Raw genomic sequence first — 14,845 nt, forward strand, 5'->3', positions numbered from 1 at the left:
CGCTTCATCAAGCGATGCCTGCGGCCGGCGCGCCGAACCCGGCCCGGTGCAGGCACGTGCCTTGATGTTCGTCAACCGCACCCACCAGCGGCACCCTACGCTTCGCGGAACGAGTTCGCCGGAGTGAGCCATGCACGTCGGAGTGCCAAAGGAGAGCAAGGACCAGGAGCGCCGTGCCGGCATGACGCCTGCCGGCGTGCGCGAACTGGTGAGGCGCGGCCATGCGGTGCTCGTCGAGCAAGGCTTGGGCGAGGGCATCGGCATGCCGGATGCAGCCTACGCCGCGGCCGGAGCGTGCATCGTCCCGTCAGCCGCCGACGTGTTCGCCGGAGCCGAACTGATCGTCAAGGTGAAGGAGTTGCAGCCCCATGAGCGGGGCTGGCTGCGGCCCAACCAGATCTTATTCGCCTACTTGCACCTTGCACCTGACCGGCCGCAGGCCGAAGCACTGCTGGCCTCCGGGGCGGTCGCCATTGCCTACGAGACGGTGACCGGGCCTGGCGGAACCCTGCCGCTGCTCGCACCAATGAGCGAGATCGCAGGCCGGATGGCAGTGCAGGCCGGGGCGGCGTACCTCGAATCGCCACGCGGTGGGCGCGGCGTCCTGCTCGGAGGCGTGCCCGGCGTCGAGCCCGGGCACGTCGTCGTGCTCGGGGCCGGCACCGCGGGCCGCAATGCCTCACAGATGGCGATCGGCCTCGGGGCCCGCGTGACGGTGCTCAACCGGGGCGTTCAGCGTTTGCGCGAGTTGGACCAGTCGCACGGCAACCGGATCACGACCCGCATCGCGCATCGCGAGAGCATCGAGGAGTCGGTGCTCGCGGCCGACCTCGTGATCGGGGCAGTGCTGGAGCCGGGGGGCGCCGCGCCCCGGCTGGTGGACCGTTCCACGGTCTCGCGCATGCGCACCGGCGCCGTGGTGGTGGATATCGCGATCGACCAGGGAGGATGCTTCGAGACATCGCGCCCGACGACGCACACGGATCCTGTTTACCGCGAGAGCGGCGTTCTGCACTACTGCGTCACCAACATGCCGGGCGCAGTAGCGCGCACATCCACGCTGGCGCTCACTCAGGCGACGCTCCCGTTCGTGTGTGCGCTCGCGGACCTGGGCTGGCGAAATGCGCTTGCGCGCGATTCGCACCTGCGCAGTGGGCTGAACATCAGCGAGGGCAATGTAGCTTGCGCTCCGGTGGCCGCCGCCCTCGGCCTGCCCTGGCGGCCGCCGAACGCCTTCCGTCAATCGGACGGGCTCTGATTTGTCAACTTAACTCCCCGCTCCGAACCCAGCCGGCCGAGCGTAAGTACATCACCGCAAAGGCCAGGGATGCCAGTCGCATAGCCGGCCCGAGTCTTCCGCGGCTGCATGCAGAAGGAAGCCGTCGTTCTCCGGGTCGGGCGGCAAGGACGTCTCCCTGCTTTGGTGGAGCGGTGCTGAGTATCGCGACCACCGCAAATTGACGTGTATCAAAGGACACCGGAGTCCGCCCACCTATCCTGACTACTCGACTTCGCGGCTTTCGCAAGTTCGCCAGGGCACCGGCACGCGAGGCAAGTTGTGGATGCCGTGGACATTCGAAGCGCGGTCTCGTCGACTTGAAGAAACACATACACGAGCACCAAAAAGATGGAAATCAAAGTCCTGGGTTCAGGGTGCAGCAAGTGCCGTAGCACGATCGGATTGATCGAACGGGCTGCCGACACCGCTGGCGTCCCAGTCGAGATCGTCAAGGTCGAGAGTCCCGAGGAGATCAGGCGGCTTGGCGTTCACACCACCCCCGCCGTCATGATCGACGGGGAGATCGTCCACAGTGGCGGCCTTCCCTCACACGACATCGTGCAAGGCTGGTTGAAGCCTCGTCCCAGGGCCATGGGATTTCTGAAGCACGTCACCCGGCATCTGTTCTTCACCGGCAAAGGTGGCGTCGGAAAAACGTCGCTGTCCACTGCGGTCGCACTGGCGCTGTCGGATTCGGGCAAATCGGTTCTTCTCGTCAGCACCGATGCGGCATCGAATCTGGATGAGATGCTGGGCATCGAATTGCACAACACACCCACGGCCGTACCTGGCGCGCGGGGCCTATTCGTTCTGAACATCGACCCTGACAACGCGGCCGAGTCCTATCGACAGCGGGTCTTGGCGCGGATGGCCGCTGGCGCTGCCAGCGAAGCCGAACTCTCGATCGTGCGCGAACAGCTGTCGGGGGCCTGCACGACCGAGATCGCGTCCTTCGACGAGTTTGCCTCGCTGTTGTCCGACGGCGCCGAAGGCTTCGATCACATCGTCTTTGACACCGCCCCCACGGGGCACACGCTGCGCTTGCTCAGTCTGCCCAAGGCATGGAGCGGATTTCTGGATGGCAACGATCGTGGCGCCTCGTGCCTGGGTCCGCATTCGGGATTGAAGATGCAGGAGACGCGCTTCAAGACCGCGCTCGAGGCCTTGAGCAATCCGGCGCGCACCACGGTCGTTCTGGTGACCCGACCGGACAAGGGCGCAATCGCCGAAGCGGCGCGCACGTCGGAGGAGTTGCGTGCGCTGGGCCTGAACAACCAGCGCCTGGCCATCAACGGCGTGTTTCGCGCCAGCGACTCCACGGATGCGGTGGCGTGCGCTATCGAAGCCTTGGGCCGGCAGGCGCTCGCGGAAATGCCCGCGTCGTTGCAGGCGTTGCCCCAGGACAGCGTGTCGTTGCGAGCGTTCGACATGGTGGGTCTGCCTGCCTTGCGCGCGCTTCTCGGCGAAGGAGTCGCCCCGAACCCGTCTGGCGAGACCGCGACACCCGAAGACAAGGCCCCATTGCACGGCTTGGACGCCCTGGCGGACGAACTCGCCGCGGCCGACCGCGGGCTGATCATGGTGATGGGCAAGGGCGGCGTCGGCAAGACCACCGTGGCCGCCGCGTTGGCCCTTGGCCTGATCCAACGCGGCAAGTCCGTTCACCTGAGCACGACCGATCCAGCGGCTCATCTTTCGGCAACGCTGGAAGGCGAGGTGGCGGGCTTGCGTGTGGACCGCATCGACCCAAAGGCCGAAACCCAGCGCTATGTCGACAAGATCATGGCAACCAGGTCGCCCGGTCTCGATGCGCAGCAGCAAGCCCTGTTGCTCGAGGACCTCCGGTCGCCGTGCACCGAAGAGGTGGCCGTCTTCCACGCCTTCTCACGCATCGTCAGCGAAGCGCGAACCGCCTTCGTGGTGCTGGACACCGCGCCGACCGGACACTCCCTGCTGCTGATGGATGCCACAGGCGCTTATCACCGGCAGATGACGCGTGAGTTCGAAGGACATGGCAGCGCACGTGTCGTCACGCCCCTGATGAGGCTGCAAGATGCCGCGTACACGAGGATCATCCTGGTGACGCTGCCCGAGGTGACGCCGGTCTCGCAAGCTGCGGCCCTGCAAGATGACCTGCGCCGCGCCAGCATCGAACCCTATGCGTGGGTCCTCAACAAGAGCGTTCTGGCGGCGGGAACGCACGACCCGCTGCTTGCGGCGCGGCTCACCGGCGAACGCAAGCAGATGGAGCGCCTATCCGGCGGGTTAGCCAGACGGATCTTCACGCTGGCCTGGCAGGCCCGGCCGCCGATCGGATTTGCCGAGCTGTCCAAACTGACAGCCAAGAGAGAGCGTGCGCCGGTCGCGCGCACCTAGATCCCCACCCTTGCCGATGGAGGGCAACCATGTACGGATTCACCACCACGCTGATCGACACATCGTTCGACGAAGCGCTCTCAAGGACGATTGCTGCGCTGAAGGCCGAAGGATTCGGCGTACTGAGCGACATCGATGTGCAACATGCCATGAAAGAAAAACTCGGGAAGGATATGGCGCCCTACCGCATCCTGGGCGCGTGCAACCCACCGTTGGCGCACCAGGCCCTTCAGGCTGTGCCCGACGTCGGCCTGCTCCTGCCGTGCAATGTGATCGTGCGCGAGGAGGCGGGCGGTCGGGTGGTGGTCGGCTTCCTCGATCCGCAGGTCATGGTCAACTTGGTCGGCGATCCCGCGGTCAAGGCTGTCGCCGACGAAGCCGAGAAACGGCTGCGCCGAGTCTGCCTGAGCCTCGGCGGCAGTGGGACGAATGCGGCGTGACGCACTATGCGGGTCGATGTTCCGAGCGATTGAGCGCGCTTCGGGTGTCGAATGTACTGGGTCGAAGCCCGAGCATCGCGGGTGCTGGCGCGGCTGTGATCTCCGGCTCGAGGTCTACTCGGCCTTGGCGCCGGTGGCCTTGACCGCGGCGCCCCATTTGCGGGACTCGGAAGCGATCCAGTCGCCGAACTGCTCAGGCGTGCTCGCCACCACTTCGAACTCCATGTCGCGCAGCCGCGCCGTGATGTCCGGCGATTTCAGGATCTTCACCAGCTCGCGGTTGTAGCGCTCGATGACCGGCTTCGGCGTAGCGGCCGGAGCGAGCAGCCCGACCCATCCGGTCGCTTCCATCGTCGGATAGCCGAGTTCGACGAGCGTTGGAACGTTGGGCGCGCTCGGGAAGCGCTTGTCGCCGGTGGTGGCCAGAAGCTTCAATCGCCCCTGGGACACGAACTGCTGGACGTTCCCCGGCACCATGAACGCGACATGCACGTTGCCTCCGAGCAGATCGGTGAGTGCCGGCGTCGCGCCCTTGTACGGTACGTGCGTGACCTTGATGTCCGCGGCGGCCTTGAACATCTCCATGGTCAGGTGGGAAGCACTGCCCATCGAGACCGAGGCATACGAGTACTTCGCCGGATTCGCCTTGGCCTTGGCGATGAACTCCTTCGCGGTACCGAAGTCCGCCGCCGGACCTGCAACCAGGTACTGCGGCGACTTCACCGCAAGCGTGATCGGCGCCAGATCCTTCTGCGGGTCGAAAGGCATGTTGTCGAACAACGACTTGTTGATCGCCAGCGGTCCGTTGTAGCCGACCAGCAGCGTATGCCCGTCGGGCGGCGCCTTGGCGACATAGTCAGCACCGATGTTGCCGCCTGCGCCCGGCTTGTTCTCGACCACCACGGGCTGGCCGAGGGCCTCCTGCAGCTTCGGCGCGATGAGGCGCGCCAACGCGTCGTTGGTGCTGCCGACGATCGGCACCACGATCTTGATGGGCCTGGTCGGAGCCCACTCCTCGGCACCCGCGTTCGATGCCAGGGCGGTTCCCAACAGCAGTCCCATTGCCACTGCGGCAGCGTTCCATCTGGTCATGGCAGTGTCTCCGGGGACCTATTCGGGCTGGATGTTCGCGGCCTTCGCGACCTGCCCCCAACGGGCAATGTCGCCGGCGATGCGCCTCGCCAACGCAGCCGCATCGGCATCGCCCGGATCCATGCCGAGCGCGTGCATCTTCTCGATCATGTCCTTGTCCTTGAGGATGTCGCCAACCGCTGCGCGCAGCTTGCCGAGCACCGGCGCCGGCGTGCCCTTGGGCGCCATCAGCGCGGTCCAGATCGGCGCGTCGTAGCCCGGGTAGCCGAGTTCCGCGATGGTGGGCACGTCGGGCAAAGCGGCGGAGCGCTTGGCGGTGGTGACCGCCAGCGCCTTGAGCTTGCCGCCCTTGACCTGCTGGATCACCGCGGGGCTGTCGAGCACGCCCGTCTGGATCTCGCCGCCGAGCACGCCGGCGACGACCGGGCCCGAGCCGCGATAGAGGATGTGGTTGAACTTCACGCCCGCAGTCGATGAGATGGTCTCCGCCACGAGGACGAACGAAGTGGTCGGCGTGCCGTTGTCCAGCTTGCCGTCCTTCTGCTTCTTCGAGAACGCCACGAGGTCGGCAAAGTTCTTCACCGGCAGCGAGGACGAAACCGTCACGACCAGCGGAAAGGAGCCGAGCAGCGCGATGGGCTCGTAGTCCTTCACCGGGTCGTACGGCAGGCTCTTCATCAGGATCGGATTGGTGGTCAGTCCGCCGCTGGACGACACGAGCAGCGTGTAGCCGTCGGGTGCCGACTTGGCAACGAAGTCGTTGCCGATCGCGGAGTTCGCGCCGGCCTTGTTCTCCACGATGAAGGTCTGCTTCAGCTTGTCCTGCAGCTTGGCGGCGAGCAGGCGCGCGAGGATGTCGTTGGTGCCGCCGGGCGCGAAGCCGACGACGATCTTGACGGGCTTGTCCGGGTAGTCCTGCGCAAAAGCGTGCGGGGGCGCGAACGAGATGAGGGTTGCGGCGAAGGCGGCGCTGAGTGCGCGCAGGACGAACCTGCGCGAGCGTGCCGAGGGCGTGTGCATGGGCGATGTCTCCGTATCGGTCGGTGGGGTCGACGTGGCTCCGATCCGAGTCCACACCTCGGATCGTCAGTCCATTTTATGGACAGCTTTTGATCTGCGTCAACTTTTTGAACATCGAGTCCGTGCAGCGGACAATCCGCAGACAGCCGACCGGGGCTACTTCGCAGGCGCGTCCGCGCTCCCGTAGCCCAGCATCGCCGAAAGATTCTTCGACTCCTCCAGGAGCAGCTTGGCGATGTGCTTCAGGCGTGTGCCGTCCAATCGGACTTCCGGGCCGAAAACGCCGAGAGACCCCGCCACCGCCGCATGCCGGTCGAAGAAAGGCACGGCCACCGACACGGCGCCGGGGATGAGTTCGCTGTGGCTGCTCGCATAGCCGCGCTTGCGCGTCTGCGCGAGCTCGTTCTGCAACTCCTTGACGTTGACGTTGGTGCCCTGCGCGAAGGCACGCAGCTCGTCTTCGCTGGCCCCCATGTACGCGAGGATCGCGCGCCCGGTCGCGCCCCGGACGATGCGCTCGGTGTAGCCCACGCCCCGCTTGAAGTTCAGCGGCTGCGGGCTGGGTAGCTCGGCCACGCACAGGCGCAGCTCACGTTGCGGCAAGAACATCGCCACCGTCTCGTTCGTGGTCTGCCAGATGCGGCGCAGCACCGGTTCGGCCAGCGCGGCGAGCTCGAGGCTCGATGTCCACACATGCGCCAGCCGCGCCACGGAAGGCCCGAGGCGGAACCGCTGCGGTTCGCCGACCGACACCAGGAAGCCGTTTTCCTCCAGTGTGTAGAGCAGGCGGTAAAGCGTCGGGCGCGAGAGATCCACGCGCTTGAGCAGCTCGGCGGGCGTCAGTTCGAAATCCTGCGGCGTGAACGCCAGAAGGATCTCCAGCGCGCGACCGACGGCGCGCACGTTTTCACTTTTCTCTGCGGTTGCCAAGGGAACTCCTCCAAAGCTTGTTAAGGGTTGGGCCTCGATTGTCCGCTACACGGACAGGTTGACCCAAATCTAATTGAGTCCATACAATGGATGCACAGTCCGCATAACGGACACACTTGGAGACCACGATGAGTTCAATCGTCCCCGTGACGCTGCTGTTTTCCGACGGTGTCGCCCACCGCCTGGAAGTGCCTTGCGGCAAGAAGATCGTCGAGGCAGCGAGCGAAGCCGGCCTGAATCTCCTGACCGACTGCTCCAACGGCCAATGCGGCACCTGCACCGCGCAACTGCTGTCGGGCGCGGTCGAGATGGAGGACTACGACGCCTCCGTCCTTCCAGACGACGATCGGGATTCGGGCGCCGTGCTGCCCTGCGTATGCCGTGTCACCGGCGCCTGCGTGGTGGAATTTCCGTACGAGTCATCGGAGGCACTCGCCGGGGAAGCGCCGCCGATTCCCGGCGAGGTCGTCGCAGTTCGGCAAGTTGCCAGCGAGACGGTACTGCTCGAAGTTTCGATCCCGGAAGGCGTCCAGTTCGAGCCCGGGCAGTACGTGCGCATCCAGCCCGAGGGGACGGAGATCGCGCGCTCGTACTCGATGGCGAACATGCCCGGCAGCCACCACCTCGAGTTCTTCATCCGCCTCGTGCCGGATGGCGCGTTCTCCAGCTGGCTGGCCTCCGCCAAGGCGGGAGACAAGGTCGAGCTCAGCGTACCGCACGGCACCTTCTTCCTGCGCGACGAAGAGCGCCCTCGCCTCTTCGTCGCCGGCGGCACCGGCGTGGCGCCCTTTCTCTCGATGCTGCGCAGCATGAGCGAGAAGGCGCGCGCGCAGCCGACCACCTTCCTGATCGGCGCCCGCACGCGCGGCCATCTCTTCGCGCTCGATGAACTCGAAGCCCTTCGCCAGACGTCGCCGAACGTGCAGGTCAGGCTCGCTGTCGAGCAGGACGCCGACGCCGATTGCCACCACGGCTATGCGACCGACCTGATCGCCGATCTCGGCCTCGACCCATCGACCCGCGTCTACCTGTGCGGGCCACCGCCCATGGTCGAAGCCGGCCGCAAGGCTGCCGAAGCGGCCGGACTGCCCCGGCAGGACGTGCTCTGCGAACGCTTCGCCTGAATTTCCCCGCCGCCCTCGCTCAACCTACCCACCGAGAAACCCATGATTCCGATCACCACCGAATCCCGATACAACGCGATGATCAACCTGCGCAAGGGCGAGATCAGTCGAGAGATCTTCTCCAGCAAGGACATCTTCGAAGAGGAGCTGGAAAAGGTCTTCACCCGCGCCTGGCTCTTCGTCGGCCACGAAAGCCAGATCCCGAACCCCGGCGACTTCTTCACATCGCGCATGGGCGCCGAGTCGGTCATCCTCGCGCGCGACAAGAAGAAGAAGGTCCACGTCTTTCTCAACTCGTGCCGCCATCGCGGCATGAAGGTGTGCCAGTACGACCACGGCAACACCCAGCTCTTCACCTGCCCGTACCACAGCTGGAGCTACACAACCGAGGGCAAGCTCTTCGGCGTGCCGCAGTTCAAGAACCTCTACGAAGGCTGCCTCGACAAGGACGACTGGTCGCTCATCGAAGTGCCGAAGATGGAGATCTACAAGGGCACCGTCTGGGCGAGCTGGGACAAGGATGCGCCGGATCTCATGACCTATCTCGGCGATGCGAAGATGCATCTCGACCTCGCGCTCGATTGCCGTGATGGCCGCGAAGGCGGATCGGAAGTGCTCATCGGCGTGCACAAGTGGATCATCCCGTGCAACTGGAAGTTCGCGGCGGAGAACTTCCTCGGCGACACCTATCACAACGTGAGCCACCGCTCGGTCGACATGATCGGCATCGGCCCCTCTGCCGAAGCCGGCGCCAAGGGCCGTCGGGACAACGAGCTGGAGAAAGCGCAGCATGTGTGGGTGAACTTCCCGGCCGGCCACGGCGTGCACAGCGCGATCATGCCGGAGACCTGGGAGTTCCTCGACACCTACCAGAACAACCCGGTCGTGGCCGAGTACTTCCGTGAGGCGCATGCCAAGCGCAAGGAACGACTGGGCGACGAGCGGCATCGGCTCGTGCCTTTCGTCGGCACCATCTATCCCAACGTCTCGTTCCACGGCAACCAGCCGCGCAACCTGTGCGTGTGGCATCCGCATGGCCCGGAATCGACCGAGGCCTGGCGCTTCTTCCTCGTGGATGCGGACGCACCGCAGGAGGTGAAGGATTTCCTGCGCACCTACTACATGCGCTATTCGGGCCCCGCCGGCATGACCGAGCAGGACGACATGGAGAACTGGAACTACGCCACCGCCGGCAGCCGCGGCGTGATCGCGAAGCGCTACCCCTACAACTACCAGCAGTCGCTCGGCAAGGTGCAGACCACCGGGCCGGTGGCCGGCAACGTGAGCCTGCAGGTGAGCGAGGAGAACCCGCGCCAGTTCTACCGCCGCTGGCGCGACTACATGAACGGCGCCGACTGGGACACGCTGCTCGGCCGCAAGGACAAGGAGCCGGCGAGCTTCGCCGCATGACCATGGGCGCCGTCATCGTCACCGGAGGAACCTTCGGCCTGGGCCAGTCGATCACCGTCGAGCTGGCACGGCGGGGGCATCGGGTCGTGGCCTTCGGGCTCGCCCAACCACAAGTGTCCAGCACCGCGCAGGGCTTCGACAGCCTTCTTGCGGAACTGGAAGCGGCAGGCTGCACGGCCGACGTGCTCGAAGCCGACGTCTCCGACGCGGACGAGGTGCAGCGCGTGGTCGAACACACCATCGGCAAGTACGGAACGATCCACGGGCTGGTGAACAACGCAGCCGTCGGCCCACTCGGCACGGTCCTCACCACCGACGAGCCGACCTTCGAGCGCATCGTCGACGTGAACCTGAAGGGCACGTATCTCATGTCGCGCGCGGTCCTGCCGCACATGATCGAGGCCGGTGGCGGCTCGATCGTCAACATCGGCTCCGGCGCCGGCTACGGCAAGCCGAACATGGCGATCTACAGCGCCAGCAAGGGCGCGATCGTCGCGCTCAGCACCGCGATGGCGTACGACCACTTCCACGACCACGTGCGCGTCAACGTCGCGATCCCCGGCGGTGGCGGCATCGTCTCGGGCATGAGCGTCGGCCGCATGGGCGGCGACCTCGATGCGTTCAGGAGCAAACCCGTATCGGGCACCGTGGCCGGCCGGCCCGCCACCGGGCGCGATCTGGCCAATGCCGTCGCGTTCCTGCTGTCGGATGACGCCGCCGCCATCTCGGGGACCGTCATCGACGTCGGTTGCTTCGCCCATCAGGGCGGCCCCATTCCCTCTCTTTCCCCCAAGCATTGAGCCTCACAGGAGAAAACATGTCTGAACTCGCAGAACCCGCGGCCCGGCAGGCCCGCCTTCCGCGCGATGCCAAGTACTACGAAGTCAAGCGCGAAATCGAGGAGTTCCTCTACGACGAGGCGAACATGCTCGACGACCGGCAGTTCAAGGAATGGCTGGACACGCTGGCCGACGACCTCGAGTACTTCATGCCGATGGAATACAACGTCAAGTTCGGCGAACACGCGAGCCGCGAACTCACCACGCGCGACAAGCAGATGAGCTGGTTCAACGAGGGCAAGTGGACCCTGACCAAGCGCGCCGAGCAGATCCTGACCGGCGTGCATTGGGCCGAGGAGCCGCTGTCGCGCGTGAGTCGGCTCGTGAGCAATGTCCAGCTCACCGCCATGCGCACCAACGACGAGGGCGAACTCGAAGTGGACGTCTCCAGCCGCTTCCTCACCTACCAGAACCGCTGCGAGTACGAGCAGTACTTCTTCGTCGGCGACCGCAAGGACCGCATGCGCCGGACCGCCGAGGGCTGGAAGCTCTGCCAGCGCGAGGTCCGCATCCACCAGAACGTGCTTCTGGCGAAGAACCTCAGTATCTTCTTCTGAGAGAGGACCGCGACATGCTCAATCTCATGAAGGTCCAGGTCGGGCAGAGCATCCGCCTGAAGAACGGCACGGTGGCCGAGGTGGTCGACAACATCGGGGACGGCATCTGGCTGCAACTTCGCCTTCCCGGGAGCGGCGAGGAAGAGCTTGTGCACTGCGAGGAAATGGTGGAGCTGGTGGAACAGTAGGTGGGCGCTGGGTAGATAAGTGATTCTGATGAATCAACGGTGAAAGATTGATTTTTCTTTCGCCGTGGCTTTGACTTTAATCACGGCAATTCCACCCTGACCCCATCTTCCCATCTGGAACAGAGCATGACCAAGAACATCGAGACGCAAGTACTGATCGTCGGAGGCGGGCCGGTCGGCCTCACGCTGGCCACCGACCTGGCGCAGCGGGGCGTCTCCGTCGTCGTGGCCGAAACACGCCACCGTGGCGAGCCGCCGAGCGTCAAGTGCAACCACGTCTCGTCGCGCACCATGGAGATCTTCCGCCGGCTGGGCGTCGCGAAGGCCATGCGCGAATCGGGACTGCCGGCCGACCATGCCAACGACGTGTCGTACCGCACGACATTCACCGGCGAGGAGCTCTCGCGCATCCACATCCCTGCGCGCGCCAGCCGCTACACCGACAAGAGCGGCCCGGACGGCTGGTGGCCGACCGCGGAACCGCCTCACCGGATCAACCAGATCTATCTGGAACCCGTGCTGTTCGCACACGCCGAAACCACCAAGGGCGTGACGATCCTCTGCCGCACGCGCATCGACGAGTTCACGCAGGATGAGCACGGGGTCAGCGCCAAGGGCGTCGACCTCGATTCCGGGGAAGAAGTCCGGATCTTCAGCCAGTACATGATCGGTTGCGACGGCGGCCGCTCGTCGGTGCGCAAGGCGATCGGCGCCAAGCTCTCCGGCATCGATGTCGTCGGCCGCGTGCAGTCGACCTACTTCCGTGCGCCCGATCTGCTGTCGCGCACGAAGAACACACCGGCGTGGGCCACCTTCTCGCTCAATCCGCGCCGCAGCGGCAACGTCTATGCCATCGACGGCCGCGAGACCTTCCTGCTGCACAACTACCTTCGCTCGGACGAGCTGGAGTTCGAGTCGGTCGATCGCGACTGGGCGATCCGCACCATCCTCGGCGTGGGCGACGACTTCAAGTACGAGATCATCTCCAAGGAAGACTGGATCGGCCGCCGGCTCGTCGCCGACAAGTTCCGCGATCGCCGCGTCTTCATCTGCGGCGATGCATCGCACCTCTGGGTGCCGATGGCGGGCTACGGCATGAACGCCGGCATCGCCGACGCGATGAACCTGTCGTGGCAACTGGCTGCGCGCCTCAACGGATGGGCCGAGGAAGGCGTTCTGACCGCCTACGAGGCCGAGCGCCAGCCGATCACCGAGCAGGTCTCCAGGTTCGCGATGAACCACGCCATCGCACTCCAGAAGGAACGCGAAGGCGTGCCCGCCGGCATTGAGGATGCGGGCCCCGCCGGCGAGGAGGCTCGCCGGGCCGCCGGGAAGGCGCTGTACGACCTCAACGTCAAGCAGTACTGCTGCGCCGGACTGAACTTCGGCTATTACTACGACGCCTCGCCGCTGATCGCCTACGACGGCGAGGCTGCGCCCTCCTACGCGATGGACCAGTTCACCCCATCCACCGTGCCGGGATGCCGCACGCCATTTTTCTGGCTGGCTGACGGTCGCTCGCTCTACGACGCCATGGGGCCGGAATACACGCTGATGCGCTTCGACCCGACGGCGGACGTCCGTCCTCTTCAAGAAGCCGCCGCTCGCCGGGGCCTGCCCCTGGCAGTGCTCGATGTGCAGGGCGACGAGGTGCCCGACGCCTATCGCCATGCGCTCGTGCTTTCCCGGCCGGACCAGCATGTGGCATGGCGCGGCGACCGCACGCCGGAAGACGCCCTCGCGCTGGTCGACCGCCTGCGAGGCTGCTTCACCGACACGCCCGACACCAACGCATGATCAAACCAGCCCTTCGATTCGACGTGCCGCCCTATCGCCTGAGCGGCACGGTCTACGGCACGCTGCTCAACAGCGCCGCCAGTGTGGCTTCGCTCGGCGACGCAGTGAACGCGCCGCCCTACAAGGCCGCACCCAAGGCGCCGGTGCTCTACGTCAAGCCGCGCAATACGCTGGCCGCCGACGGGGACCGCATCGCCGTTCCGCAATCCGCCTGTGAGCTCCAGGTTGGCGCCACGCTGGGTCTCGTCATCGGACGAACCGCCTGCCGGGTGTCCGAAGCGGATGCGCTCTCGTATCTGGCCGGCTACACCGCGGTCATCGATTTCAGCGTTCCGCATGACAGCTTCTACCGGCCTTCCGTGCGATTCAAGGCGCTCGACGGCTCATGCGTCATCGGCTCTTCGGTCGTGCCGGCAGCTCGCATCGCCGATCCGGACCACCTCCCGATCCGGGTCTATGTTGACGGGACGCTCGCCCAGTCCGGCTCAACGGCCGGCATGGTACGCAACGCTGCACGTCTGCTGGCCGACGTGACCGAGTTCATGACGCTCGCTCCCGGCGACATCCTGCTGCTTGGCGTTCCCGCTGGTGCACCCCATGCAAAGGCCGGCCAATCGGTTGTCGTCGAGATCGAAGGCGTCGGTCGCCTGGAAAACGTGCTCGTAAAGGAGGAAGCATGAAGCGCGCAAGAGTGGCGTATGCCGGCGCGATCCACGAGGCCGTGCCGCATGGCGACGCGCTGCGTCTGGCCGATGGCCGCGTCGTCGATCAGGATGCCGTGGTGTGGCTCGCGCCGTTCGAGGTCGGGACGATCATCGCGCTGGGGCTCAACTACGCGGACCATGCGAAGGAGCTTTCGTTCGGCGCACAGGAAGAGCCGCTGGTCTTTCTCAAGGGCCCGGGCTCGGTCATCGGTCATCGCGGGCAGACGCGTCGCCCATCCGACGTGAAGTTCATGCACTACGAGTGCGAGCTGGCGGTCGTGATCGGCAAGACGGCGCGCAAGGTCTCTCGCAAGGATGCGATGTCGCACGTGGCCGGCTACACCGTCGCCAACGACTACGCGATCCGCGACTACCTCGAGAACTGGTACCGCCCCAACCTGCGCGTGAAGAACCGCGACGGCGGCACCGTGCTCGGCCCGTGGTTCGTCGACGCGGCGGACATCGGCGACACCGTGCACCTGCCGCTTCGCACCCTGGTCAACGGCAAGGTCACGCAAGAGGGCAACACGCGCGACTTCGTCTTCGAGATCCCCTACCTCATCGAATACCTGAGCGCCTTCATGACGCTCGACGCCGGTGACGTCATCCTCACCGGCACGCCGGAAGGCGTGCTCGATGTGCAACCGGGCGACGAGGTGGTCTGCGAGATCGACGGCATCGGCCGTCTGGTCAACACCATTGCAAGCGACGAGGTCTTCGGTCGCTGAAGTTTCAGAAAGAAAGAATCGAGATGCGAGTTCATCACCTGATCAATGGCAAGGCGGTCGAAGGCACAGCCTATTTCGAAACCGTCAACCCGGCCACGCAGGAAGTGCTGGCCGAAGTCGCCTCGGGCGGCGAAGCCGAAGTCAATGCGGCCGTCGCCGCTGCGAAGGAAGCGTTTCCGAAGTGGGCCGGCATGCCCGCGCCCGAGCGCGCGAAGCTGATCCGCAAGCTGGGCGACCTGATCGCCAGGAACGTGCCCGAGATCGCCCAGACCGAGACCAACGACTGCGGCCAGGTGATCGCGCAGACCGGCAAGCAGCTCGTGCCGCGTGCGGCGGACAACTTCTACTACTTCGCCGAGAT

General features: G+C 65.5%; 15 protein-coding genes. 12 read left to right on the plus strand and 3 right to left on the minus strand.

The genetic code is table 11. The features are described 5' to 3' along the window. Positions 1–130: 130 nt before the first annotated feature. From ald to BLW05_RS25940, 3 genes are all read left to right on the plus strand, one after another. Complete coding sequence (gene ald / locus BLW05_RS25930) at positions 131–1,258, plus strand: alanine dehydrogenase (RefSeq protein ID WP_093166449.1); 1,128 nt, start codon at positions 131–133, stop codon at positions 1,256–1,258. A gap of 369 nt (positions 1,259–1,627) precedes the next feature. After that, positions 1,628–3,655 (plus strand): arsenical pump-driving ATPase, encoded by a 2,028-nt coding sequence (gene arsA, locus BLW05_RS25935; protein ID WP_093166450.1) that lies wholly within the window; start codon positions 1,628–1,630, stop codon positions 3,653–3,655. 29 nt (positions 3,656–3,684) lie between these two features. Continuing rightward, positions 3,685–4,095 carry a DUF302 domain-containing protein gene (locus BLW05_RS25940; protein ID WP_093166451.1) on the plus strand — a complete coding sequence of 137 codons (411 nt, stop codon included), beginning with the start codon at positions 3,685–3,687 and terminating at the stop codon, positions 4,093–4,095. A gap of 114 nt (positions 4,096–4,209) precedes the next feature. Here BLW05_RS25940 and BLW05_RS25945 read toward each other — a convergent pair whose 3' ends face one another. The 3 genes from BLW05_RS25945 to BLW05_RS25955 all read right to left on the minus strand — a co-directional run bounded on the left by BLW05_RS25945 (position 4,210) and on the right by BLW05_RS25955 (position 7,137). Next, complete coding sequence (locus tag BLW05_RS25945) at positions 4,210–5,187, minus strand: Bug family tripartite tricarboxylate transporter substrate binding protein (protein WP_093166452.1); 978 nt, start codon at positions 5,185–5,187, stop codon at positions 4,210–4,212. Between the two features lie 18 nt (positions 5,188–5,205). Continuing rightward, entirely contained in the window at positions 5,206–6,207 is a 1,002-nt protein-coding gene (locus BLW05_RS25950) for a Bug family tripartite tricarboxylate transporter substrate binding protein (RefSeq protein WP_093166453.1), read from the minus strand. A 156-nt stretch (positions 6,208–6,363) separates the two neighbouring features. Beyond that, on the minus strand, positions 6,364–7,137 hold the full coding sequence (locus tag BLW05_RS25955) for an IclR family transcriptional regulator (protein WP_093166454.1): 774 nt from the start codon (positions 7,135–7,137) through the stop codon (positions 6,364–6,366). A gap of 128 nt (positions 7,138–7,265) precedes the next feature. On the opposite strand from BLW05_RS25955, the gene BLW05_RS25960 reads away from it, so the two are divergent. The 9 genes from BLW05_RS25960 to BLW05_RS25995 all read left to right on the plus strand — a co-directional run. Next, the gene (locus BLW05_RS25960) at positions 7,266–8,261 is read left to right on the plus strand and encodes a 2Fe-2S iron-sulfur cluster-binding protein (protein WP_093166455.1); all 996 of its coding nucleotides are present in this window, start codon (positions 7,266–7,268) and stop codon (positions 8,259–8,261) included. 42 nt (positions 8,262–8,303) lie between these two features. Then, positions 8,304–9,671: an aromatic ring-hydroxylating oxygenase subunit alpha gene (locus BLW05_RS25965; RefSeq protein ID WP_093166456.1), complete on the plus strand. Its 1,368-nt coding sequence runs from the start codon at positions 8,304–8,306 to the stop codon at positions 9,669–9,671. Next, positions 9,668–10,471: an SDR family NAD(P)-dependent oxidoreductase gene (locus BLW05_RS25970; protein WP_093166457.1), complete on the plus strand. Its 804-nt coding sequence runs from the start codon at positions 9,668–9,670 to the stop codon at positions 10,469–10,471. The genes BLW05_RS25965 and BLW05_RS25970 overlap by 4 nt, the downstream gene beginning before the upstream one ends. 17 nt (positions 10,472–10,488) lie before the next feature. Beyond that, a complete protein-coding gene (locus BLW05_RS25975; RefSeq protein WP_093166458.1) occupies positions 10,489–11,067 on the plus strand; it encodes a 3-phenylpropionate/cinnamic acid dioxygenase subunit beta in 579 nt (192 codons plus the stop codon). A 14-nt stretch (positions 11,068–11,081) separates the two neighbouring features. Continuing rightward, the gene (locus BLW05_RS36085; protein ID WP_177142821.1) at positions 11,082–11,255 is read left to right on the plus strand and encodes a hypothetical protein; all 174 of its coding nucleotides are present in this window, start codon (positions 11,082–11,084) and stop codon (positions 11,253–11,255) included. 126 nt (positions 11,256–11,381) lie between these two features. Then, positions 11,382–13,052, plus strand: coding sequence for an FAD-dependent oxidoreductase (locus BLW05_RS25980; protein ID WP_093166459.1), 1,671 nt, complete (start codon positions 11,382–11,384; stop codon positions 13,050–13,052). Further along, positions 13,049–13,732: a fumarylacetoacetate hydrolase family protein gene (locus tag BLW05_RS25985; protein WP_093166460.1), complete on the plus strand. Its 684-nt coding sequence runs from the start codon at positions 13,049–13,051 to the stop codon at positions 13,730–13,732. The genes BLW05_RS25980 and BLW05_RS25985 overlap by 4 nt, the downstream gene beginning before the upstream one ends. Then, positions 13,729–14,484 (plus strand): fumarylacetoacetate hydrolase family protein, encoded by a 756-nt coding sequence (locus tag BLW05_RS25990; RefSeq protein ID WP_093166461.1) that lies wholly within the window; start codon positions 13,729–13,731, stop codon positions 14,482–14,484. The genes BLW05_RS25985 and BLW05_RS25990 overlap by 4 nt, the downstream gene beginning before the upstream one ends. A 23-nt stretch (positions 14,485–14,507) precedes the next feature. Continuing rightward, positions 14,508–14,845, plus strand: a 338-nt coding sequence (locus BLW05_RS25995; protein WP_143044926.1) for an aldehyde dehydrogenase family protein, incomplete at its 3' end; no start/stop codon positions are given.

It is taken from the genome of Variovorax sp. YR216 (assembly GCF_900107745.1).
Taxonomy (GTDB): domain Bacteria; phylum Pseudomonadota; class Gammaproteobacteria; order Burkholderiales; family Burkholderiaceae_C; genus Variovorax.